This is a genomic window from uncultured Eubacterium sp. (assembly GCF_937958975.1).
Taxonomy (GTDB): domain Bacteria; phylum Bacillota; class Clostridia; order Lachnospirales; family Lachnospiraceae; genus Eubacterium_G.
The window spans coordinates 1-23,688 of sequence record NZ_CALGRE010000027.1 but is presented as its reverse complement, the minus strand read 5'-3'; the positions used below and the strand labels follow the sequence as shown (position 1 = coordinate 23,688).

The 23,688-nt window shown below is 34.3% G+C and carries 23 protein-coding genes; 7 read left to right on the top strand and 16 right to left on the bottom strand.

Annotated elements, in window-relative coordinates:
* Positions 1–214 precede the first annotated feature (214 nt).
* Positions 215–418 (bottom strand): hypothetical protein, encoded by a 204-nt coding sequence (locus Q5O86_RS04545; RefSeq protein ID WP_302625964.1) that lies wholly within the window; start codon positions 416–418, stop codon positions 215–217.
* A 232-nt stretch (positions 419–650) separates the two neighbouring features.
* Positions 651–839, bottom strand: a complete 189-nt coding sequence (locus tag Q5O86_RS04540; RefSeq protein WP_302625963.1) for a helix-turn-helix domain-containing protein — start codon at positions 837–839, stop codon at positions 651–653.
* A 154-nt stretch (positions 840–993) separates the two neighbouring features.
* Between Q5O86_RS04540 and Q5O86_RS04535 the strand changes: the two genes are divergently transcribed.
* Together Q5O86_RS04535 and Q5O86_RS04530 are read left to right on the top strand one after the other, a co-directional pair.
* Positions 994–1,752, top strand: a complete 759-nt coding sequence (locus tag Q5O86_RS04535) for a hypothetical protein (protein ID WP_302625962.1) — start codon at positions 994–996, stop codon at positions 1,750–1,752.
* 627 nt (positions 1,753–2,379) lie between these two features.
* The gene (locus tag Q5O86_RS04530; RefSeq protein WP_302625961.1) at positions 2,380–3,606 is read left to right on the top strand and encodes a site-specific integrase; all 1,227 of its coding nucleotides are present in this window, start codon (positions 2,380–2,382) and stop codon (positions 3,604–3,606) included.
* Between the two features lie 84 nt (positions 3,607–3,690).
* On the opposite strand, the gene rlmD is transcribed toward Q5O86_RS04530, so the two are convergent.
* From rlmD to Q5O86_RS04515, 3 genes are all read right to left on the bottom strand, one after another.
* A complete protein-coding gene (rlmD, locus tag Q5O86_RS04525; protein WP_302625960.1) occupies positions 3,691–5,061 on the bottom strand; it encodes a 23S rRNA (uracil(1939)-C(5))-methyltransferase RlmD in 1,371 nt (456 codons plus the stop codon).
* Between the two features lie 201 nt (positions 5,062–5,262).
* Entirely contained in the window at positions 5,263–5,493 is a 231-nt protein-coding gene (locus Q5O86_RS04520) for a hypothetical protein (RefSeq protein ID WP_302625959.1), read from the bottom strand.
* Between the two features lie 97 nt (positions 5,494–5,590).
* Entirely contained in the window at positions 5,591–7,912 is a 2,322-nt protein-coding gene (locus tag Q5O86_RS04515; RefSeq protein ID WP_302625958.1) for an ATP-dependent helicase, read from the bottom strand.
* Between the two features lie 299 nt (positions 7,913–8,211).
* On the opposite strand from Q5O86_RS04515, the gene Q5O86_RS04510 reads away from it, so the two are divergent.
* The gene (locus tag Q5O86_RS04510; protein ID WP_302625957.1) at positions 8,212–8,799 is read left to right on the top strand and encodes a DUF1836 domain-containing protein; all 588 of its coding nucleotides are present in this window, start codon (positions 8,212–8,214) and stop codon (positions 8,797–8,799) included.
* Positions 8,800–8,885: 86 nt separating this feature from the next.
* Here the strand turns inward: Q5O86_RS04510 and Q5O86_RS04505 are convergent, their stop codons facing one another.
* The 5 genes from Q5O86_RS04505 to Q5O86_RS04485 form a co-directional block, all read right to left on the bottom strand.
* Entirely contained in the window at positions 8,886–9,176 is a 291-nt protein-coding gene (locus Q5O86_RS04505) for a YerC/YecD family TrpR-related protein (protein WP_302625956.1), read from the bottom strand.
* Positions 9,177–9,254: 78 nt separating this feature from the next.
* Entirely contained in the window at positions 9,255–10,076 is an 822-nt protein-coding gene (locus Q5O86_RS04500) for a hypothetical protein (RefSeq protein WP_302625955.1), read from the bottom strand.
* A 10-nt stretch (positions 10,077–10,086) separates the two neighbouring features.
* Positions 10,087–11,412, bottom strand: coding sequence for a class D sortase (locus Q5O86_RS04495; protein ID WP_302625954.1), 1,326 nt, complete (start codon positions 11,410–11,412; stop codon positions 10,087–10,089).
* A gap of 30 nt (positions 11,413–11,442) precedes the next feature.
* Positions 11,443–12,318 (bottom strand): Hsp33 family molecular chaperone HslO, encoded by an 876-nt coding sequence (gene hslO / locus Q5O86_RS04490; RefSeq protein WP_302625953.1) that lies wholly within the window; start codon positions 12,316–12,318, stop codon positions 11,443–11,445.
* Positions 12,319–12,337: 19 nt separating this feature from the next.
* Positions 12,338–13,144: a class I SAM-dependent methyltransferase gene (locus Q5O86_RS04485; protein WP_368074740.1), complete on the bottom strand. Its 807-nt coding sequence runs from the start codon at positions 13,142–13,144 to the stop codon at positions 12,338–12,340.
* A 223-nt stretch (positions 13,145–13,367) separates the two neighbouring features.
* On the opposite strand from Q5O86_RS04485, the gene Q5O86_RS04480 reads away from it, so the two are divergent.
* Positions 13,368–14,204, top strand: a complete 837-nt coding sequence (locus Q5O86_RS04480; RefSeq protein ID WP_302625952.1) for a hypothetical protein — start codon at positions 13,368–13,370, stop codon at positions 14,202–14,204.
* Positions 14,205–14,232: 28 nt separating this feature from the next.
* Here the strand turns inward: Q5O86_RS04480 and Q5O86_RS04475 are convergent, their stop codons facing one another.
* Positions 14,233–14,448: a hypothetical protein gene (locus tag Q5O86_RS04475; RefSeq protein ID WP_302625951.1), complete on the bottom strand. Its 216-nt coding sequence runs from the start codon at positions 14,446–14,448 to the stop codon at positions 14,233–14,235.
* Between the two features lie 164 nt (positions 14,449–14,612).
* Between Q5O86_RS04475 and Q5O86_RS04470 the strand changes: the two genes are divergently transcribed.
* Entirely contained in the window at positions 14,613–15,125 is a 513-nt protein-coding gene (locus Q5O86_RS04470; protein ID WP_302625950.1) for an SEC-C metal-binding domain-containing protein, read from the top strand.
* A 170-nt stretch (positions 15,126–15,295) separates the two neighbouring features.
* Here the strand turns inward: Q5O86_RS04470 and Q5O86_RS04465 are convergent, their stop codons facing one another.
* Positions 15,296–16,570, bottom strand: a complete 1,275-nt coding sequence (locus Q5O86_RS04465) for an adenylosuccinate synthase (RefSeq protein ID WP_302625949.1) — start codon at positions 16,568–16,570, stop codon at positions 15,296–15,298.
* 198 nt (positions 16,571–16,768) lie between these two features.
* Here Q5O86_RS04465 and Q5O86_RS04460 point away from each other — a divergent pair, with 198 nt between their 5' ends.
* Complete coding sequence (locus Q5O86_RS04460; RefSeq protein ID WP_302625948.1) at positions 16,769–17,164, top strand: hypothetical protein; 396 nt, start codon at positions 16,769–16,771, stop codon at positions 17,162–17,164.
* A 452-nt stretch (positions 17,165–17,616) separates the two neighbouring features.
* Here the strand turns inward: Q5O86_RS04460 and Q5O86_RS04455 are convergent, their stop codons facing one another.
* The 3 genes from Q5O86_RS04455 to Q5O86_RS04445 all read right to left on the bottom strand — a co-directional run bounded on the left by Q5O86_RS04455 (position 17,617) and on the right by Q5O86_RS04445 (position 18,870).
* On the bottom strand, positions 17,617–17,748 hold the full coding sequence (locus Q5O86_RS04455) for a cysteine-rich KTR domain-containing protein (protein WP_302626009.1): 132 nt from the start codon (positions 17,746–17,748) through the stop codon (positions 17,617–17,619).
* Between the two features lie 62 nt (positions 17,749–17,810).
* A complete protein-coding gene (locus tag Q5O86_RS04450; protein WP_302625947.1) occupies positions 17,811–18,656 on the bottom strand; it encodes an AraC family transcriptional regulator in 846 nt (281 codons plus the stop codon).
* A 55-nt stretch (positions 18,657–18,711) separates the two neighbouring features.
* On the bottom strand, positions 18,712–18,870 hold the full coding sequence (locus tag Q5O86_RS04445) for a hypothetical protein (RefSeq protein WP_302625946.1): 159 nt from the start codon (positions 18,868–18,870) through the stop codon (positions 18,712–18,714).
* Between the two features lie 397 nt (positions 18,871–19,267).
* On the opposite strand from Q5O86_RS04445, the gene Q5O86_RS04440 reads away from it, so the two are divergent.
* A complete protein-coding gene (locus Q5O86_RS04440) occupies positions 19,268–19,423 on the top strand; it encodes a rubredoxin (protein WP_302625945.1) in 156 nt (51 codons plus the stop codon).
* 80 nt (positions 19,424–19,503) lie between these two features.
* Here the strand turns inward: Q5O86_RS04440 and Q5O86_RS04435 are convergent.
* On the bottom strand, positions 19,504–23,688 hold a 4,185-nt coding region (locus tag Q5O86_RS04435; RefSeq protein ID WP_302625944.1), incomplete at its 5' end, for a GH92 family glycosyl hydrolase.

The window sequence follows — 23,688 nt, the reverse complement described above, 5'->3', positions numbered from 1 at the left end:
AATATTTTTGATTTTATCATTATTCCACTTTGCTCATTTTTACCCATTATACACTATTTGCAGTGAATTTGAGGAAACTTTTTTCTTACACATATTATTATTTTACATCTTTTTACCGTGTTTTACTTTGTTTTCGTGGACAAATCGTGGACATTGCCCACAATTATGAAAAGGCTCTAGGATATCTCTCCTTGAGCCTTAACATGTAATAAAATTACATTACTAAACTTATTAAAAATTTTTCAACTCTGTCGCTTACTTTATGAGCATTTAAGTATTCTACAATACTACTACAACGTTCATCGAAGGATAGTTCTTCTATAACATCACAAAATTCTATTTTTACACTATTTAAATGAGTAACCATACTCATATACTTATCATCTGTTTCTTTCTTTTCTACTCTTTTGCACTCCACTATTCTTCATCTCCATTTATTTTACTATTAACGCTTATTTTTACGCAAAATAAAAACAATTACTGCATAATCCTAAAACCACGCTAATAATTGTCTAAAAAATATCTATATAAAACATTCACTCTATACATACTTTATCCCCTCCGTTTTTTACTCTGTAATAATTATAAGTACGCTGGATAAAATTGTAAATATTTTGACACAAAATGTCTCCCATATGGGACAAAACCAATTAATTTTTAAATAAATCCTTAACAGAACACTCTAAAGCACTTGCTATTTTCTCTAATGCTAATATGCTTGGTGGAAAATTATTATTTTCTAATATATTAATTGTTGATTTGCTTACTCCACTCAATTCTTCTAATTCTCTTATTGACAAATTTTTACTTCTTCTTAGTTCCCATATTCTTAGTTCCATTTATTTCTCCTCTTAACTAATTTATTATAATTATGTTTAAGTTTTGAAAAAATAATCTGGAACTTCTTAGTATTTTCTTGACGAATATTATCAATTAACTGTATATTATATTTATTCATTTATTTTTATTATTTAATTTACAGGAGGAAAAATTATGAATAAAAAAATAACATTTTTAATTTTATTATCTATATTACTTTCAATAAATGTAACTGTAAATGCAAAAGTTACTACAATTAAAGTTAACCAAAAAGGAAATTATTCTATTACATTATATGAAGGCCAAAAATGTAAACTTCCTAAAAAGGCTTTGAAAATCATAAAAAAATCATTTAAAAGAGATGCTTCAAATAAGACATGGATTAATCATTGTTTGAAACAATATAAAAACCGAGTTTTTAAAGCTAAAAAAATTGCTTACAGTTGTTCGAGTAACCTTACTTATAAAAAAAGGCATGTTAGGGTAACAATAATAACAAAAAAAGATATAAGGTCAGATATAATGCGCCTTCATGAAAGATTAATTAGTATCTATAATAATTTAAAATCATTTTCAATTTTATCCGACATTAACTTTTATAAAGACAAAAGTTATAATAACTATAGCGATTTTTACTCTTTTTTAACAGATTATACTGTAAAGCAAGAATATACTAAAATCCTTTCAAAAATATCGTTAGTATCTAACATAAATTACAATAATTTTTCTGTAAAAAACAAAAAAATTAACAAAATAATAAAACGATATAACAAAGCATCTGCTGAAATAAAAAATATTCAACAGTCTTTATCCAAATGGTGCGATTATAACTGTATTTGGAATAATAAATATGTTCCATTTTCTGAATACTATAAATTACCAAACTTATATAGTAGTATACTTGATTTTGAAAATTTAAAGAATATTATTTAATTATTTGGATTACAGTTGTTAGGCAAACAAAAGAGACCAGTCCAACAACCAGTCTCTTAATCTATTCACCGTTTTACATTACGACCAAACGGTTTTTGAACTCATTTAACCCCATCCAAGACTATAACATTATTAGTAGGATGGGGCAATGATTTTTTATTGACTTATTTCGACATTCAAGTACAATGATAACTGTATAATGAACTTACCAGGGGAACCGAAGGGGCGACATGGCTAACCGTCTACGCTCACAGAGAAAGGCGGTGATAATATGAGTACATATGAGGAATTATCTTTAATTATTTCAGCTGTTGGATTAGTTATTGCTATTCTAATGTACCACGACAATAAAAAATAGTCGTCCTTGTTCTTTGGCATGAGTAGGACGACTATTTTTTAGTTTCCAAAAGACCGAGACGGCTAGCCTTGACCTAGCTTTCGGTTCTCTTGTTAAGTTCATTATATACTATTCGTTCAGAAATTACAACAGAAAAAGAGACTAGCCACTAACGACCAGCCCCAATTGATAAAATTTTTCTGAACAAAAATATTTTATCATCTTTTGGGCATCTGGTCAAATGCTAGGTGTTATTTTTATACAAAAAATTAAGAAAGGATGATGAAATTATGGCACAATTAAGTACAAGAAAAAGGGGAAAAACATGGGAGTGGCGATTTGAAAAAGCGCCAATTAACGGACAGAGACAACAGGCTTCCAAAGGCGGTTACAAAACAAAAGCTGATGCAGTTCGTGAAGGAACCAAAGCACTGAACGAATATAATAACACCGGTCGGGCATTTAACAGTAATGAAATATCTGTTGCTGATTATCTCGACTATTGGCTTGAAAACGCAATCAAAAAAAACATTGGACATGAATATACACACAATACATATTTAGATTATGAATCTAAAATAAGGATTCACTTAAAGCCAGCATTTGGACTCTATAAGTTAAGTGCTTTCCAGTATTCACCTGATATCGTTCAAAAATGGATAGATAAAATGAAATCTAAGGGCTTTTCTAGAAGTATGGTTAAAAATACGCTTGCCTGTCTGTCCGGTGCAATGAATTATGCAATTCTTCCTTTACAGTATATACAATCAAATCCATGCATACCTGTAAAAGTTGGGAAAATGCCTGTAGATCAAAAAGCAAAGGAAAAAACAGAATATATATGTCCTAAAGAGGAATTTAAACACATACTAAAACGTTTTCCGGAAAACTCGAATTTTTACTTATCTCTTGTTGTTCCTTACAACCTAGGTACACGCTTAAGTGAAACTTTTGGCATTGATTTAAACAGCGATATTGACTTTGATAATCATACAATCTCAATACGACAGCAACTGACTAAAGAAAATGGTATATGGTTCTACAGACCACCAAAATATGACAGTTACCGTACTATCAAAATGGGGAAAACTATTGAATCTATTTTAAGAAAATCCATATTAGAAAGAAGAAAAATAATGCTAATGTATGGGAAATATTATACTCGCACATATGTAACAGATGAAAATATGATTGTGCAGATGAACTCAGATATAAAGGTCCCATATCGAGAAATAATGCCTTTATGTGTAAAAGAAAACGGCGAATTATTAACACCTGACAGTTTTAAGTATTGTGCAAGAGTTATCCACTATGAGCTTGGTAATCCCCTATTTCATTCTCATTGTCTTCGACATACTCATGGTACGGTTCTTGCTGAAAATGGCGTTAATCCCAAAACCGTCATGGAGCGACTTGGTCATAAAGATATCAAAACTACATTACAAACATATACATTTAATACTGATTTAATGGCAAGTGCCGCAACTGAAGTATTTGAACGTGCAATTAATGAGTAATTTTGTCCACGAATAAAAAAAGCGTGGACGAGAGGTGGACAAATCAACTATTCCCACCTCTTAACCACCTCATGTTTCCTTTATTTATCGGCTAAGCAAGACAACCGTCTCCACATGCACCGTATTCGCAAACATATCCACCGCACATCCCTTTTCCACTCTATACCCCTGTTCCTGTAACATTTCCAAATCCCTTGCCAGGCTCGTCGGCTTACAACTTATGTAAACTAATCTCTCTACCCCAAAATCAATTATCTTTTGCAATGCCTTTGGATTAATTCCATCTCTTGGCGGATCCAAAATTATCATATCCGGCTTATCCTTTATTTCATCAATTACCTTCAATACATCCCCTGCAATAAAGCTGCAATTTTCAAGACCATTCAAACTTGCATTGGCTTTCGCCGCTTCAACTGCTTCCTCCACAATTTCCACACCAATTACTTTTTTCGCTACCGGTGCGATAATCTGTGCAATCGTTCCTGTTCCACTATACAAATCAAATACCGTCATATCTTTAGTATCCCCTATATACTCTCTTGCTTTTGAATAAAGAATCTCTGCACCTAGTGAATTTGTCTGAAAAAAAGAAAAAACCGAAATTTTAAATTTTAATCCTAATAACTCTTCATATATATATTCCTGCCCAAATAAAACTCTCGTCTCATCGCTCTTGACTACATCTGCCAAACCATCATTAATTATGTGGAGTACACCGCAAAGCTCAGCACTCAACTCCAACTGCTGCAACTTCTCTGACAGCACATTCCATTGTGCCTTTTTTTCACACTCAATATCCGAAGTAGTAACAACCGCAACTAACATCTGCTTTGTTTTTGTCGTTCTTCTGACAAGTAAATGACGCAGGTACCCCTCATGTTTCAATTTTTTATAAAAAGGCAGCTGTCTTTCCTCACAATACTCCAAAACACAATCAATTACTTTACGATAATCCTCATCCACAATCTGACACTTATTAACCGTCACGATATCATGAAAACTATTTCTCTTATGCATACCAAGTGCCAAGGGTCCATCCTTACACTCATCCCCAAAAGAAAACTCCATTTTATTTCTGTATTCCCATTGAAGCGGACTTTTTAATATCCCCTCAAACGTATATTCTCCATGTACAGAGTTGTCTAAAATATCCTTTACCATTTTCTCTTTTAATAATGTCTGATTTTCATAACTCATCGTCTGATAAGAACAACCTCCACAAAATTCAAAGTGGGGGCACTTTGGCTCGACATCTTCCATTTTTGATTTTTCAATAATTTCTTTTAGTCTTCCAACGGACTTTCCCGCTCTTTTTTTCGAGACAACAAACTTTACCCGTTGTCCGGGTATCGTACCCTTTACAGTGGCAATCCCATCATCTCCACAATCTACTTCTCCTTTATTCGGAAAACCAACTCTCGTAACTGTACCAATATATTCAACACCCTTTTTCATAAAAATCTCCATTCGCTTTTGTTTTGCTACCAATAACTAATCTTAAAATATATTATCTTTAATACACAAAAAAAGCAACTGCAAAGAGCCTCATTGTGAAACTCTCTATCGTTGCTTTTCATTATTGCGGTAATTTGTAATCTGCTCCGCAGATACCCCGCAAGCAGGCAATCAAACTATTTCATAATTTGATTACAAAAACTAATCTTCAAAGTCATCGTCATCATCTTCATCAAAAAGGTCATCAAAATCATCTTCAAAATCATCATAATAATCTTTATTGACCCATCTGTAAATACCGTATGCAACACCTGCTACCGCTGCCACTGCTGCAATCACACCAAATACAATCGCAACAACCTTACATGTTTCTTTCTTCTCGTCTTTTCCTAAAAGTTTCCCTATTTTTACACCTTTCATGATTTCGTCCATATCGTCACCTCTTATTTTTTTCATTCATATTGTTATTAGTATATCATTTATACTTTGGTTTTACTACAAAAAATTATATTTTATCGGAAATAACAAATTATAATTTTTTTAATTTTGCAAAAGATGCCATCATTACCTTCTGTCCGGCAGTATCAAAATTAACGGTCACCTGATAGTCTCTTGCACCATCCTCAACACCTAACACAACACCTTCTCCAAACTTTACATGTTTTACTCTGTCACCAACACCATAATCGATATCTGCCTTCGTTACCGTAAACTCCTTCCCGAATGCGGGTTTTGAGGATGCTCCATATGCAGGTTTTGCCGCCATTGCCTTATATGCGTTTTTTCTGGCACTTGCAGCATATGTCCTGGAACCTCCAAATCTCTCACCAGCCCCCATATACTCTGAACTCCTATGATTTAATGAACCCTCATAACCTCCAAATTTATTAAATGGAGATTTTTCTACTTTGTCCACAACATTTTTACTATTCACAATAAGAGGAGGAATTTCCTTTACAAAACGCGATACAACATTATACTGCATTTCTCCTCTCACCATACGTTTCTTCGCATAGCTCACTGTCAATTTTTTCATGGCTCTGGTAATTGCCACATAACAGAGACGTCTCTCCTCCTCAAGTTCTTCCTTATCGTCTGCCATAATACTCATATATCCTGGAAAAAGACCGTCCTCCATACCACACAAAAATACATTTGGAAATTCCAAACCTTTTGCGCTATGAACTGTCATTAGGACAACATAACTACTGTCCTGATTCAAATTGTCGATTTCGGACACCAATGCCACTTCTTCTAAAAACTCTTGAAGTGTGGGATTCTCTGCCTCAGCTTCATATTCGGCAATTTTACTAATCAATTCTTCGATATTTTCTATTCTTCCATTTGCCTCATCAGTATTTTCTGCCTCTAAATCCCTCTTATAACATGTCTTAATAAAGATATACTCTGCCAGCTCCTTTAATGAACTGTGTTCTCTCTTTTCTCTAAAAGCCTCTATCTGATATGTAAAATATTTTATTTTATTAATCGACTTAGATAACTCTGGTATATTTTCTACTTCTAAAAGAGCATCATACAAATCTATTCCCATTCTCTCTGCGAAATCTTTCGCTCTCCCAAGAGTTGTAACACCGATTCCTCTTTTAGGGACATTAATAATTCTCTCTACCGCCAGGTCATCTGTAGTATTGCAGACAATCTTCAAATACGCCAACATATCTTTAATTTCTTTTCTCTGGTAAAAATTTTGTCCACCAATAATTTTATATGGAATATTCTTCATCAAAAGTTTTTCTTCCAACACACGGGATTGTGCATTTGTTCTATATAAAATGGCAAAGTCATTATAATCTGCTCTTCCCTGGTCAACTTCCTCCTTAATGGTGGCAGCAACCATTTTTGCTTCATCATATCCGTCGTCTGCCTGATACAAATCAATTTTTTCCCCCGTGTCATTATCACTCCAAAGCGTTTTATCTTTTCTGCCGGTATTATTATGTATCACAGCATTTGCCGCTTCTAATATATTTTTTGTAGAACGATAATTCTGCTCTAATTTCACAACTCTTGCGTTGGAAAAATATTTCTCAAATTGAAGAATATTAGAAATATCAGCGCCACGAAATTTATAAATCGACTGGTCATCATCTCCCACAACACATATATTCTTGTGCTTATCTGCCAATAGCCTTACAAAAGCAAACTGTGCCGCATTCGTATCCTGATATTCATCTACCATAATATACTGTAATCTCTCCTGATAGCTTTCCAAAACCTCAGGAACCTGCTGAAATAATTGTACTGTGACCATGATTAAATCATCAAAATCAAGAGCATTGTTTTTTCTCATAGTCTCCTGATATTCACTATATATCCTTGATATATTCAATTGTTTAAAATCTTTCTGTGCCATTGCGGCCACATCGCCTGTAGTCACTAATTTATTTTTAAAATCAGAAATCCTGTTTAATACTGCACTTTCTTTATACATTTTCGGGTCAAGATTAAGCCCTTTAATAATATCCTTAAGCAATCTTTTCTGATCCTCTGTATCATATATAGAAAAATCATTACTATATCCTATTCTGTCTATATATCTGCGTAATATTCTAACGCATGCAGAATGAAAAGTACTTACCCACACCTGCTCAGCACCAAAACCTACAATTTTATTGACACGGTTTCTCATCTCTGATGCTGCCTTGTTCGTAAATGTAATTGCCATAATATTATATGGACTCACATTTTTTTCCTCTATAAGATATGCGATTCTATGAGTCAATACTCTGGTTTTACCACTACCCGCACCTGCTAATATAAGTAAGGGGCCGTCCGTATGGTAACAGGCAAGCTGCTGCATATCATTTAGTGTTTCGTATATACTGTTCATTTTAAATACCGTTTCCTTTCCATTGGTTTTTTCTCACTCGTTTTTTACATCCCCAATTTAACTAATGTTACTATTTTAACACAGTTTAAAAAAAATTAAAATTTTTATTTTTTATTATATTATCTATGTATAAACTCATGCATTTTTATCTTGTAGTTTCTATTACTACATATTATAATGAAATAACATGAACATATTATAATGACATTCTATAAGCAGATAGATAAACTATTTCATGACAAGTTATCAATATATAATGTGATTTTAATATCACAAATATCTATTTGGAGGTATGCTATATGAATTCAGAGGAAATTATAAAACAGATTTTAAATGAAATACAGAATTTCAATATAAATGATTTGCCAAACATTGACCTTTATATGGACCAGGTTACCACTTACTTAAATAATAAATTTAGTGCTACAAAAAGATATGAGGAAGATAAATTATTAACGAAAACTATGATTAATAACTATGCCAAAAGCCGACTTCTTCCACCACCCGAAAAGAAAAAATATTCCAAAGACCACATCATAGTTCTTATCATGATATATTTTTTCAAAAATGTCATTTCTATCAATGACGTTACCAAAATACTCACTCCAATGCTGGACAATTATTTTCACAATGAAAATATGCCTCTAGAAAATATCATCAATAAATTTTTAGAATATATTCATGGGCAAAATCTTTCTGAACCTATATTAAATGAAATTCTAAATTCCGACCAAATCTTTGATAACATAAAAGTAAATGACGAAGATAAAGATTACCTTCAAACACTCGGTATCATAACACTTCTTAGTTATGATATGTTTTTACGAAAAATAATGATAGAAAAATTAATCGATTCCTTGCCGGATAAGGAGGAAGACAAAAAGTAGATAAAAAATGTCATATCTAATATGGATTGCCATATAATAAAGTGCCAAAGCAAAAACTTCTTTTGGCACTTTATTTATTTTATATTTTATTTTTCTCTGACTCTCTCAAGTACCATATCATATCCGTCATTTCCATAATTGAGAGAACGGTTTACTCTGCTAATCGTAGCTGTAGAGGCGCCCGTTGCATTAGAAATTTCAAGATATGTCTTTCCCTCTCTCAACATCTTTGCAACCTCGTAGCGTTGCGAAATAGACAACAATTCATTTACTGTACATACGTCCTCAAAAAATGTATAACATTCCTCTTTATTTTTCAAACTCAAAATAGCATCAAATAAATGGTCTACCTCTGTTGTTCTTATTTTTTTACTCATATCTGTACCTCCAGACAAAACTTAAATGTACCCTATATTTTCACATTTTAACACTCTAAAGTCTGAAAGTCCAGTAATTTATTGATTATATTTCTTTCGTTTAATCATATAAATCATAATACAACCCAGAATTAAAAATCCTATCCCGGTAAACACCTGCATTAAAAATTCATGCCCGATATAATAAGTATAAAATCGTCTCATAAAAACATCTGAAATATTAAACCTATATATAAACCCATCAGAAATAAAAGCAGCAAATACTGTTAATAGCGTTATACCTGCACCTAGAACAGCGTAAGTAATATATCTCATTCCACGATATACCTGACTTCTGGTCGAAATCAGGTAAAACATGCATAAAATTGCAAGCAGCACGCATATAGGAACCACAATGAGTAACAGTTTTGTCGCTATATTAATCATTTTAGCAATGTTCTCCAAACCGGGAATAACCATTTTTTTCTGATACATTTTTTCGACTTCAACAATATATTTATTCAGTGACTCTTCCTGTTTCTGAGTCAATTTTCCTATCTGCCTAGTCACATTTGATTTAATATCACTTCTTAAAAAATCAGTCTTTATAACCGTCGTTTCCCCTTCAAGTTCAGCCGACAAAGTATCCATTAAATCCCTCATAATATATTTTCTCTGAAAAACATCCTTCAGACATTTCTTTTCGACACCGTATGGTATCCCAAGCTGATATGCTTCAATTTGTAATTCAGAACTAAGACCATCAAAAAATCCTACTCGCTCATATGCACGGAACACACCGTGCTTGCTAAACATACTATACTTACCTACAACAATCATAGAAGAACACATTATGCATAACATTAATACAAACGTCACAATATAACTTATAATTTTTCTCTTTGTTCTTTTTTTACTCATAACGCACCTCCTAATATCGTATATCCGGTCCACTTATTTTGTCCAGATATACAAACATTCTCTGTGTCTTAGCGCCATTTAATTTACCAAAAGGATAACATGTATATAAAATGAGTTTTTCCTTTTTCGCACCTAAGTCATATGCCTTATGATAATCTTCCTCATCATATATCTTAATATCTGATACTTTATAGTCATAAATTCCATATTCTGTATAAAACTCGAATTTATGTCCCTTTTTCACCTTTTCCAAATTTTTAAAATACGTCGTATCATGTGCACCAATGAGAATTGTACCGCCTTCTCCCGGCAGAAAACTTCCATTGTACTGGCCTGCACCCTTTTGCAAAATATTTCCTCTGTCACCAAAGAATATTGGGGCAGAAATTTTTAATTCTTTACATGACAATCCGCCATACTGTTCTCCATATTTCGGTGTTACGATATCAGAAAGGGAAATTTTCTTTTTCTGTTTTTCTTTTTTTATGTCAGGCACATGAAATTCCTTAATATTTTCTACAAATATCGATTGTGTATTAATAAAATTACTCTTTACACTTGTCGTAATGTCACTAAAATATTTCATAGGTATCATTCCTATACAAAGAACTATCAGCCCCATTACAATCGGTACAAAACAATATCTTAAAATCTGCTTAACATTTTTATAGGAAAATGTCTGCCATCTTGCCTTCCTTGTTCGTCTGTTGGCAACTTCTAACTCATCCTCGTCTTCGTCCTCATCTTCATACCGCTCTTTATTCTTTTGTTTTAATTTTTTACTCCAACGTCCTAAATTTAATACCAGCCCCAAAATACATAAAGCTACAACAAATGTAAAAACAGCCTCTGTCGGGATACTGAATTTGCCTCTCTCACTGTCATCTCCCTTATCTGTTTTCTTAATTATATCTTGAAAATCAAAAACGATATAACCTGATTCATCAATAAAATAAAAATCATTTGTAGCACTATCATATGACAATAACAGCCCCAAAACAGAACCTGCCTTCTCAAAACCAATATATGTTTCAGATTTTCCTTTTAAAGTATTACTTTTCTCTAAATCCTTTTTAGACTGCAATGCCGCTTTAAAATATTTAAGGAAATCCTCAGCCTCAGCCTTACTGAGACGCACCTCATCCTGACAAAAATAATTTTTAAACTGATTTATATATCGTTGTTCAATTTTTACCGGAAACTTTTCACTGGAGATACTCTCCAAAATAAATTTTTCATTTTTGTCAAACTCACCCGCATTTACACTGATACATGTAAACTGAAAAGCCAATACACAGCATATTATAAATGATAATATTGATATCTTCTTTTTCAAAACGTTCCTCCAAAATATTATTTTTCCGTGTTACCTATATTGTTTTCGTAAAGTCTTCAATTCTTCTACGCTAAATTTATAAGCAGTATTACAAAAATCACACTTAACTTCTATTTCTTTTCCATCATTAATTATCTCATCTAAATCCTTTTTACTAATTCCTGATAACACTTTTACAATTTTTTCCCGATTACAATTACACTGAAATCCGGTCTCAATTTTATCTGTAAATTCCACTTCCATATCGCCCATTACTTCTTTCAAAATATCCTCAGGCGTCATTCCTTTTTCTAGCATGTCTGTAACACTTGTAATATTGCTAATTCTTTTCTCCAGCTTGTCCACAACGTCATCCTCAGCGAAAGGCATCAACTGTACAATAAAACCTCCTGCCTGTCTGACAGTATTGTCTTTTGACATCAGCACTCCCAGTCCTACCGCGGAGGGAACCTGTTCAGATGTTGCAAAATAATAAGTTAAATCTTCGGCAACCTCACTTGTTCCTAATGGAACCTGACTTGAGTAAGGCTCTTTCAAACCCATATCCTTAATTACCGTAAGAGTCCCATATCCAATCGCAGCTCCAACATCCAATTTTCCGGCATAATTTGCCGGAATCAGAACATTTGGATTTCCAACATATCCCTTAACATTTCCTTTAGAATCAGCAGTAACTGTGACACCCTGAATCGGGCCGTCCCCTTTCATCATCAGTGTCAGCATATCATTCTCGCCTTTCATCATTACCCCCATCATAGCTCCGCCTGTCAAAAGCCTTCCAAGCGCCGCTGTTGCAACCGGACTTGTGTTATGGTGTTTTCTTGCCGTTTCTACCATATTTCTTGATGTGATGGCAAACGCTCTAATCTGACGATTTGCTGCTGTTGCTCTAACTATATAATCCATCTTTCTTTTACTTTTTCTCCTATTCATTATTTTTAAGTATAATATAAATTCTATCACTTTCCTCGGATATGCTCTCCTTTGTAAATGCATCATATATCGCTTCTATTACCAACTCCGATTCCCGTGCTGCTTCTTTTATTTCCTTCAATAAGTATGCTCTCTGATAATGTTCTTCAACGAACTTACGATATTTTCCATCTTCCTCTTGAACAAACAATGATAATCTATATTCATTTACATTACTGCCGGCATCAAAAAAATTATCCCAGATAAAACTACACTGTTCCCTATCCTCTGCAATAACACTTTCCCCAATATCACTAAAATATTTTCTTGTTTTTAAATCAAAGATAAATACTCCACCCGGATTCAGATATTTTTTTACATTTTTTAAGACGCGAAGAAAATCATTATAATCAACAATATAATTCATAGAATCACATATACTCACCATTCCATTGACCTTATATGGCAATTGCAGATTACAAATATCCTGGCACACATATATTACACTTCCCTGCTGTTTAGAAGATGCTGACTCCCCTGGACTATCTCTATATAATTTATCCGTTGCAACTCCAAGCATCTCCCGAGATAAATCAATCCCAATTACATCATATCCGTTCTGAGCTAAAATTTGTGTGGCATTTCCTGTTCCACAGCCTAACTCAGCAATGATTCCATCCTTTATATTATATTCATATAATAACCGTATTAAATAGTCACACCATGCCTCGTAATCGATATCATCCATAAACTCATCATATACTGAGGCAAATCCCGTATATGCTTCCAAAACCTTCTCCTTTTCAACAGACTCCAACACTGATTTTACCAATAATCAACCATAAACGCAACCTTGATTAAAGACATATAGTCATTTATACTGTATTACAAGAAAATAAGAACAGGTGATGACTATGATTGACATTATTTATAACATAAAAAACATATGTAAAAGAAAACTATTTCCCCCTTTGATAATCTCGGTATTCATGATTACAATATTGATTTTATGCCCCTTTTATCAGATTCTCCACCCTAAGAGTGTGAATAACATAAGCGATATTTCACCCAAAGAAACGTATGTAAATGTTCACGCAAAAACACTCTACTATACCGGATACAATCTGATGAAAACCTTTGGCAGGGAATATGGATATTATTACTATTTAGAAAGTGATAAATGCGTTTTTGCATTAATTCCGATAGAAGGAAGTCCTTCCAAAGAAATCCATAATTATGATTTTAAAGCAAAAGTAATAAGGAACAATAACTCCTCCAATAAAATGCTAACGGCTTTCTCCAGTGATTTAAATTGGAATCCAAAAGATTTATCGGATTTTTCGGCGAATTTTATTGTAAGCAGCGCAGATTATCATCCCATAAGATACATGATTTTTCTGTGGATGACCTTATTCATTTTACTTGTATCATTAAAAAAACTTCTATCAGCCATAATAGGAATTGCTAACCCATATCTTTATCCGGTCTGTACTTTTCTTGGCAAAAAAGAACAAAAATATCTTATCGACAATGCTCAGAATGAATTACAGACAGACAACTATTTGCAAATCAATTCCATGTATATCACAGAAAATTATTTTATTGATTTGGGGAATACATATGTTTCCATTATCCCTTTGAAGGAAATTATCTGGTGCTACAGAGTAGGCTCACTCAGTTTTTTCCCATATCATTCTTCACCGGACTATTCTCTCTGTTTCACAATACAGAGTGGAGCTGTCATTACTGCTAAGCACAAGACAAGTGATGAGGCATTAGAACTGCTAAATGCCATTCGTGCTACAGAATACGATATCATTATCGGTCACTCAGAATCAAAACAAAGAGAATCCAAAGAACGACTGAAACAAAAGCTATGACATAACTGTCACAGCTTTTCTTATCTCGCTACTTATTTCCTCTTCCTTCTAACATCCTGTAGATAAGTAACATTCCATAAATAAATACAGGAACAACTACCATACACCATGCACTTGCCTGCCATGCCTTTGTAAAATCACCCGCACCAAAATTTGTCAGCAATGCAAATATTAATGTTAAAATCGCACACACTGCCATTATAACTACTGCAGCCATAGCAAGGATTTTTTTAATTTTATCCATTATGTTCTCCTTTTTCTTTCTTACTTTCCTTATTATATCCAAAACATTAATCTATTGCAATTATTGAATACAATTTGTATAATATTATAGTTATTGTACCATATATCTTTTTTATATTTATGCAATAACAAAATCTTCACTAAATTACATTTTGGAGGATAACGATGGAGAAGAAATATCTATTAGAAACATGGAGAGAAATCGCCTACAATCAGGAACAGACACAGCAGCAATATGACCAGTTCTGGGGAGCATATTTTGCACAGGAAAAAGAAGTATATAAGGACATTTTGAAAAATCATGGGACAGTTGTTTCCGGTACAGTAGAAGAACTTGCACAAAAATACAACATGGAAGTTCTCACGATGGTTGGTTTCCTTGACGGAATAAACGACAGCTTAAAAACCGAAAACCCTATCAATGAACTAACTGAGACTACAAAGGTAAGTTTAGATTATGACGATGAACTTCTCTACAAAAACATGGTAGAGGCAAAAGCTGACTGGCTTTATGGTTTAGAAGAATGGAACAACATTCTTGATGAAGATAAGAGAAAGAAATTATACAAAGAACAAAAATTATCCGGAACCATCTTTAAAGAAAAAAAAGTTGGAAGAAACGACCCATGTCCTTGCGGAAGTGGAAAAAAATATAAACACTGCTGCGGAAGAAACTAACCTGTAAAAAATAACAGCATGTGAAAATAAGTTTAAAACCCATATATCTATTATGTAAAAACATACAATCTTTCAATAATTCTTAAAATCGAACTTCCTTAAATGATTGAGTTTTTATAATTGATATATGGGTTTTAATTATGTTCTTTCTTACGAACAAATATTCTTTACTATCTGTTAATAATCTCGTGTCTTCCAGGTCCGTTACTTACCATTGTAATTGGAACACCAAGCTCTTTTTCAATAAATTCAATATATTTGCGGCAATTTTCGGGAAGTTTATCGTATTCTGTAATTCCACGAATCTCCTCTTTCCATCCCGGAAGAACTTCATAAACCGGCTTTGCCTTCTTTAATTTCGCCGTTACCGGGAAGTCTTTTGTCACTTCTCCATCTATCTCATATCCAACACATACCGGAATTTCATCCAAATAGCCCAAAACATCAAGAACTGTCAGTGCAACTTCTGTTGCCCCCTGCATTCTTACACCATAGCGTGAAGCAACACAGTCAAACCAGCCCATTCTACGAGGACGGCCTGTTGTAGCGCCAAACTCTCCTCCATCACCACCACGGCGTCTTAACTCGTCAGCCTCATCTCCAAAGATTTCGCTGACAAACTCTCCGGCACCGACAGCACTGGAATAAGCCTTTACAACTGTAATAATATCTTTGATTTCATATGGTGGAATACCTGCGCCAATTGCTCCATATGCAGCTAGTGTTGATGATGATGTGACCATCGGATAAATACCAAAATCAGGGTCTTTCAATGTACCAAGCTGTCCCTCTAAGAGAACTGTCTTACCTTCTTTTAAAGCATTATCTAAATATAAAGAAACATCGCACACATATGGCTCAACCATATCTCTATAACTATGTAATGTTTCAAGCAACTCCTCCTGCTGAATCAAAGGCTTATGATACATATGCTCTAACATAATATTTTTCTGTTCCGTAACCCTTGCCACTTTTTCTTTCAATGTTTCCTCGTCAAATAACTCAGAAACCTGAAAACCAATCTTAGCATATTTATCTGAATAAAAAGGAGCAATACCTGACTTAGTTGAGCCAAATGCCTTTCCGCCAAGTCTTTCTTCTTCGTATGCATCAAAATCTATATGATAAGGCATAAGAATCTGTGCTCTATCTGAAACAAGAATATTTGGTTTTGGCACTCCCTTCGAAACGATATCGTCTATTTCTTTTTGAAGGTAAGGGATATTCAGTGCAACACCATTACCAATAATACATGTCGTATGCTGATAAAATACTCCTGATGGAAGTAAATGTAATGCAAACTTACCATAATCATTGATAATCGTATGACCTGCATTACTTCCTCCCTGGAATCTTACAATAATATCCGACTTCTCGCCAAGCATATCTGTAATTTTCCCTTTTCCTTCATCACCCCAGTTAGCACCAACTATTGCTCTAACCATTTGGTTTCCTCCTAACATTTATAAAATTTGTTGTTTTTGCCGACTTCCTTAAAATGGCATAACAAACCACTAAGCATTATACTATTTTATGAAAGAAAATTCCAGTATAAAATAATTTATATACATAATATCCTATGTGAATATAATTGAACAAATACTTAATGTCTGTTACAATATTCTTATGAAGAGGAGGTCATTATGAAGTTGTTCAAGAAAAATACTATCTTAATAAATTTTATATTGACTATCTCTATCTTTTTTTCTGTACTGTTTATCGGTATCGTAAATGGTAACTCTATATTATCTCCAACCGATACAGACAATACATACTTCAATACCTGTTTTTCAGATATCGTTACCTCTTCTACATTAAATACAAGAAGAATGACTCAAGGTTCCTCTTTATTACCCAAATATAAAACCAACAATTACGCTTTTAATGGTTTTGGAGGGTTAATTGCCCTTATCACCTCTTTTTACAATCACAGATTCTACTCTGTATTTTCCGCAGTAGCATCTGCGAATATCTTTGGTGTGCTTCACAGCCACACGATAATTCTTGATTATATTCACCACCAGGACGGGAAAAAATAATATAGTGTATTCATCATTTTTTTCACACCTATAATTCATAGGTTTATTTCGTATATAAAAATATTAGGAGGTACATTATATTATGGAACAAACAATTACAGTTATTGTGATTGCTATTATTTTCATTGCTGCGGGAATATGGGCTTGGAGCCTGTCAAGAGGTGATGACAATGATACATCTGAAAATGACAAAAAATAGTAAACAATAAATTACATATTGCTTAATCAGACTCATAGGCTGGTTAGAAATTCTCAATATTCTAATTAGCTTATGAGTCTTTTTATAATATAAAAAATTACGCTTCCATGCCTTTTTATATTCCTCTGGCATATGCGGAGAATAGGGTGTATTAGATGCCTATAAAATCTTCCGTAATTTTTTTCCGTAAAGAGACTTTACCTCAAGCACTTTGTAAATAAAAACAGAGCCAATGAACTGCAATAATCTTACTTTACAAATTCATCGACTCTGTGTCTGGCTCTTTGATAACTGTTATCTGTAAATTTGTTGCTTCAATCAATGTTTCGTGCTTGCACTTTGGACAGAATAGTGGAAAATTCTTTAATTTTATATCTTCCCTGATTCTGGTTCAGCTTTTATTTACACAAATAGGGCAGTATATCCATTCTGTTTTAGTATCCATAACTATTTTTTTACCACTGGTATCCATACTTCATATTGTGCATTTTGTGGGTCTGGATTTAGATAAACTTCGACATCGGGAGCATTGCCATATTCGTATCCCGAAGTCGGCAGCCATTCTGTTACGATGCGTCGTTCCAATTCCTGGATAGACTGATTAGTACCCTCTCCAGAAAATATTGCCCATGTAGCCGCTGGCACGATATATTCTTCAAGGTCATTCTTTGCCTGTGAAGTAGATACCGCAATATAATACCTCCATGGTTCCGTATCATTACAAGTGCTGACACCAAGCACTCCCATAGGCGGCGTGTCCATCATACTGATTAATCTCTGCAAGGTTCCATTCATGGATATTTCCTGCCACTTTGGGGGAATGACTGTAAAATTCTTTTCAATATCCTTGTGCAGCGGTACAGATACACCTACAATACGGAATGCGTCTTTTGTTTCAATTCGATAATTCATTTCTTCCACTCCTTTGACTGTAATTTTAAATAAGATAGGTGGGAAGGATTTTACGGATACCCCCTCATTTTTTACAGCAGATGGGGCGATTCCATGAACAGACTGAAACGCTCTGTTAAATGCGGTGGGGGAATTATATCCATATTTTCCTGCCACATCAATGATTTTCATGTTTTTGCCCTGTAAATCTACCGCAGCAAGCGACATTTTTCTCCTACGGATATATTCAGATAAAGGAATCCCCGCCATATAGGTGAACATTCTCTGGAAATGATAAGAAGAACAACAGGCAATCAGCCCAAGCTGTTCATAATCAATTTCATCTGTCAAATGTTCCTCAATATAACCGATTGCATCATTTAATCTTTGAATCCATTCCATAACAAAAATCCTCCTAACAGCTTTTAGTATATATTACGACTCTGTTTTTTTCCTCTCAATCTCTGCACGAAAAAGAGAGATTACATTTTCTAGGCTCCCCATGGTCTGATTTTCCCAAGCCATCCCCGCTCAGCCCAATACTTTCGGGATTCATCTTTTTAGTAAGTTCGGAACGCTTCTTTTGGGCAAGTTTTTCCCAGATAATATCTCCCATAAGTTTCCCTGTAAACACCGTGATTTTGGAAATTGTTCGCCCTTTTCATTGATGAGGTCTATCGTGGCTTGAATGATTATTTCTTTATTGTCCATAATGCCCCTTGAACAATGTTCAATCCATATTATACTGAACATCGTTCAAAAAGTTAATAGGTTCATACAAATGTTTACAAAAGGGGATAGTTTTTTTCAAACATTCCCAAATGGGTTCAATATATTTCTTGTCTGAAATATCATGGGACGTAAAAAAAGTCTTTGGAACTTAACTTCTTTATGAAATGTCATCCTTATGTCACCCTTTTTATTATCCTCGTATAATTTTAAAATATTTTTCCATAATAAAGTTAAAACAATCCTAGCTATAAATAATAAATATATTGTTGGAGGTACCCTCAATGAAATATGTATGTGATGTCTGCGGATGGATATATGACGAAGAAGAAGGATATCCGGAAGGAGGAATTGCTCCCGGAACAAAGTGGGAAGATGTCCCTGATGACTTTGTCTGTCCTCTCTGCTATGTGGGAAAAGATTTATTTTCAGAAGTATAACAAAACTACCCCTGATAAATCAGATTTTATTTCTGACTTATCGGGGGTAGTCTAATTTAATTTATTTTATTAAAAATATCTTACTTCACTACTATGCTGCTCCAATTATAATCTACTACCTTATAATTACTGTCTACTACCTTTAAAATATTATTATATAAATATTCATGTCCGGCATTTGTATTCATTTTGCAGTCATTATAGAGTACAGCAGCCACATTATATATTGAATATCTGCATACTTTACTATACACATAACTTCCATCAGCCAACTTCGCATATGCGCGAATCATATATTTCTGTGTGAGCGCCTCACTCGTCGTTCCGTTATCGGTCATTGTCATTACATAATTTGTAGCTGTCTCTGAATCAGAGAATTTTTCATCAATAATTCCCTTCTCCGTAGCTTTGATTGATGCAACATATTTATTTGTACTGTCAACAACCATGTCACTCTTTGTAATTCCATCCACTGCTACCGCATATACATTACCAAATTCAACCACTTTCTGACCATTAATTTCAGCTTCCACTTCTGAAACTGTTCTCAGACCGCCTAACACATTGCTAATCTGGAAACCTAATATATTTAAGTCCTCACAATCTGTCTCAGATAATGGTTCTACATCAAATGCTACCCAGTCTACATTGGCGACATAAGTATGTGACTTATCATTCTTAAATACAAGATATACATTATGAAGTCCTGTCACCTTTTCGTCTAAAGCTGTCTTAACAGATACATAATTACTCCAGTTTTCGCCTGTTGTAGGTAAATCTACTGTCGCAACCGGTGTTCCAACTCTGCTGTCAAGATATACTTCAACGTATCCACCTGCATCCTTTTTCTGTCCTGCATAATTAATTTCAATATTCTTAGCTGTTCCATTAAAGAGTACATTTTCATATTTTACCCATGTATTTCTCTTTACACCGCCGATATTATTGCCATCATTTACAATAGCAGCTGCCTTGTCATCATACTTTTCTGCCTCAATTTTTGAAGGGTCAGTCAACTTAATCTGATTATTCTTTATATCCACAACTTCTGTAAGTTTCTGATATGCTGACTTAACTTCATCATCCGAAGACATATTGTTGTTGTAAACGCTCTGTGCATTTTCAATTGCCAAATTCATTTTTGTAGTTACAGCCTTGTATGTGCTTGTACTTACAAGATTTCTTGCTGTATTCAAAGCATTATTTAAATCGCTCTTTAACACACCTCCATTACTGTAGCCCAAAAGCTCTACTTCTGCCAAGCTTGCATTCGTTCCTGTGAGAACAACCTTATAACGTGTATATTTTCCTATTTTAGAAGCATCAATTGCAAATGGACGTGTATATTTCCCCCACACCTTAAAGTGCAATTGAGCGCCATCATTATATTCTCCTAAAAGTTGCCAATTATTATCACCATTATCTGCATATATCTGCGCCTTATCCGGAGTTCTTCCCGATGCAGAAGATGTAAGTGTTATCATTCTTACAGCTTTCTTATCCGTAAAAGTATACATCAATGTTGTTGTATTTTCCAAAGATGTCTCTGTATCCGAACTATTATCATGTAGATTTGCAATTGTTGCAACTCCGCTTGTACCGGATAAATCTGCATCAGATGTAAAATCTTTATAAACCTGTGGTGCATTATCACCATCTGTTGTAGTTTTACCAAAGGTACCGTTCTCTAAACCTCTTGTCTTATTCGGTGTAGATGACATGTTAAATTCTATTGTACCGCCATTAATTAAATCTTTATATTTGATAGATGTCTTATCGTATTTTTCACCATTTAAGTACATACTATCAACATAAACATTTTCTTTACTGTTATTATTTGCCTTAACAACGAGCTTTTTATTATTTTCTAAGTTAACAGTCACCTCTTTGAAAAGCGGAGAGCCAATAGCAAATTCATCGCTTCCCATGACTAATGGATAAATTCCAAGAGAAGATAAAACATACCATGCCGACATTTCTCCATTGTCTTCGTCTCCAATATATCCCTGACCAAAAGATGCACCTACATAACATCTGTCTAAAACATCTCTTACATATTTTTGTGTCATCCACGGTCTTGAAGAATACAAATACATATATGGAATATGATGTGATGGCTGATTGCTATGACCATACTGTCCCAATTTTACTTCCCGGGCTTCTTTCTGCTCATGAATACCACCGACACCATTTACTGCATTGTAACCATTATAAATTCCCTCCGTGGTAAATATTGTGTCAAGCTTATCAGCTAACATTTCTCTGCCACCATAGAGATTGGCAACTCCGATACCATCCTGCGGCACGGATACAGCCATATTATATGCATTGGTCTCTGTATAATCGCTGCCCCAGAAGAATGGGTCAAAAGCACCATTTGTATAGTTTCCTGTTGTAAAGTTCCCGTTACTCTCTCTACCTTTCAACCACTTTGTATCTGCATCCATTCCTGAATTATCAAACATCAGTGAATAATTCTTTGACCGGTTCAGGAAATAATTATACTCAGAAAGATAGTTTGCTTTCTTTGTGGCATCCGATGTCTTTTCTGCAAGTATCTTTGCCATCTGAGCAATACCAAAGTCATTAATATATCCCTCCATAGACCATGAGAAACTCTCGCCGCCTCCCGGAGAATAACCAATAAAGTTTGATACAGAAAGATTCTTCCTTCCTCCATTTGTCAAATTACTGGAAACAGTTGCAGCATTTCTGAGCGCTGAATTATAAGCATCTTCGTAATCAAAATTAATTCCCTTTGCCAGCGCGTCTGCAAAGATAACATCACTGCTGGTACCAACCATACTATTTGTTCCGCCCGGAGCAATCCATCTTGGTACCCATCCCTGGTCTTTATAATGCTGTACCAAACCATTCAATAGTTCTGTCTCCTTAGATGGTGTGAACAAACCATATGCTGACCATGCAGTACGATATGTATCCCAGAATCCATTGTTAATATAAATTTTTCCTTCAACAGCCTCTGCATTGCTATCCTTATATGGACTCTTATATTTCCATACCGGATTACTATTTGTACCTGTATTTTCAGACATTAAATTTGGATATGCATACATACGATAAATACATGAATACAGCGTGACAAGCTGTTCGTATGTCGCACCTTTTACATCTGTGATAATACCAAGCTGATTATCCCATGCGGTCTGTGCCTGATTGTAAATCGTATCAAAACTACTACTTCCAATCTCTAATTCCATATTTTTCTTTGCCTGCTCATAACTAATGTATGATGTAGCTAATTTCATTGTAACTGTATTGGAATTAAATGTAGCAATACCATTTTTTCCATTATTCTTTGCGTTTACCGGATTCTCACTAAATTCTCCATAAATATACATACGTTTTGAACCATTACTTGTATGGTCACTATATGCTTTAAATGTTTTACCACTGTATTCCAGTCCTCCGTCTGCATGGACACAGTCAAAAATAACACTCTTATTCGCTGCATTATTATATGTAAACCTTACAACTGCTCCATGTTGCGTTGGTGTCAATTCCATCTGTGAATTTGCAGCATCTCCACCATCTGAGCCAAATGCTACCTTGTAATAATGTGCCTTTGCCACTTCATTCTCATGTGAAAATGTACCTTGCAGATTTCCTGTTCCGAAATTCGTGGAATTTCCTGCATTCTGACTTGTATTAACCATAAACTGCCATGTTCCTCTGTCACCAACCCAATATGATGGTTCATGGCTGATTGTCATGTATTTAAATCTTGTACTCTGATACTTATATAATTCACTGGAACGATATTCTGTACAAGGTGCAAAGAAATTAAATCCCTGCGGAGTGAGAACAACCGGTGCTGTAAGTCCTCTTGAAAATCCCGGAGAATTATTCGTACCTCTTAATATGCTCACATAATCTGATAAATGAGAATATGTCGGTGTATCCTGATTATAGATTTCAATATCATCAAAATATGTCTGGAAGTTTGCCATATCTTCATTTTCATGACTCTCCATATCATATACAACTAAAACCTTATCAATAACCTTTCCGTTGGCAACATCACCAATTTTACTATATATTTCATTCCACTGGTTTGTGGTCAATGTCCTACTTTGACCCTGCTCGCTGGCTTTCATACCATTTCCATTCTGGTCCACAGCGCCCAAATCACTTAAGTATGTACCATCCTTAAACTTTAAATCAACAGCCCCATTCGTATTATTATAATTTTCTGTTGTAAATCTAATGGTTCCACTGTTATCTTTTGTCGGAAGATTTTGGGC

Coding starts and splice junctions, on each gene's coding strand:
- Q5O86_RS04440 (WP_302625945.1), top strand. CDS start 19,268: ATGAAATATGTATGTGATGTCTGCGGATGGATATATGACGAAGAAGAA.
- Q5O86_RS04520 (WP_302625959.1), bottom strand. CDS start 5,493: ATGGACGAAATCATGAAAGGTGTAAAAATAGGGAAACTTTTAGGAAAA.
- Q5O86_RS04470 (WP_302625950.1), top strand. CDS start 14,613: ATGGAGAAGAAATATCTATTAGAAACATGGAGAGAAATCGCCTACAAT.
- Q5O86_RS04515 (WP_302625958.1), bottom strand. CDS start 7,912: ATGAACAGTATATACGAAACACTAAATGATATGCAGCAGCTTGCCTGT.
- Q5O86_RS04475 (WP_302625951.1), bottom strand. CDS start 14,448: ATGGATAAAATTAAAAAAATCCTTGCTATGGCTGCAGTAGTTATAATG.
- Q5O86_RS04530 (WP_302625961.1), top strand. CDS start 2,380: ATGGCACAATTAAGTACAAGAAAAAGGGGAAAAACATGGGAGTGGCGA.
- Q5O86_RS04445 (WP_302625946.1), bottom strand. CDS start 18,870: ATGGGAGATATTATCTGGGAAAAACTTGCCCAAAAGAAGCGTTCCGAA.
- Q5O86_RS04505 (WP_302625956.1), bottom strand. CDS start 9,176: ATGAGTAAAAAAATAAGAACAACAGAGGTAGACCATTTATTTGATGCT.
- Q5O86_RS04510 (WP_302625957.1), top strand. CDS start 8,212: ATGAATTCAGAGGAAATTATAAAACAGATTTTAAATGAAATACAGAAT.
- Q5O86_RS04450 (WP_302625947.1), bottom strand. CDS start 18,656: ATGGAATGGATTCAAAGATTAAATGATGCAATCGGTTATATTGAGGAA.
- Q5O86_RS04460 (WP_302625948.1), top strand. CDS start 16,769: ATGAAGTTGTTCAAGAAAAATACTATCTTAATAAATTTTATATTGACT.
- Q5O86_RS04465 (WP_302625949.1), bottom strand. CDS start 16,570: ATGGTTAGAGCAATAGTTGGTGCTAACTGGGGTGATGAAGGAAAAGGG.
- Q5O86_RS04500 (WP_302625955.1), bottom strand. CDS start 10,076: ATGAGTAAAAAAAGAACAAAGAGAAAAATTATAAGTTATATTGTGACG.
- rlmD (WP_302625960.1), bottom strand. CDS start 5,061: ATGAAAAAGGGTGTTGAATATATTGGTACAGTTACGAGAGTTGGTTTT.
- Q5O86_RS04535 (WP_302625962.1), top strand. CDS start 994: ATGAATAAAAAAATAACATTTTTAATTTTATTATCTATATTACTTTCA.
- hslO (WP_302625953.1), bottom strand. CDS start 12,318: ATGGATTATATAGTTAGAGCAACAGCAGCAAATCGTCAGATTAGAGCG.
- Q5O86_RS04540 (WP_302625963.1), bottom strand. CDS start 839: ATGGAACTAAGAATATGGGAACTAAGAAGAAGTAAAAATTTGTCAATA.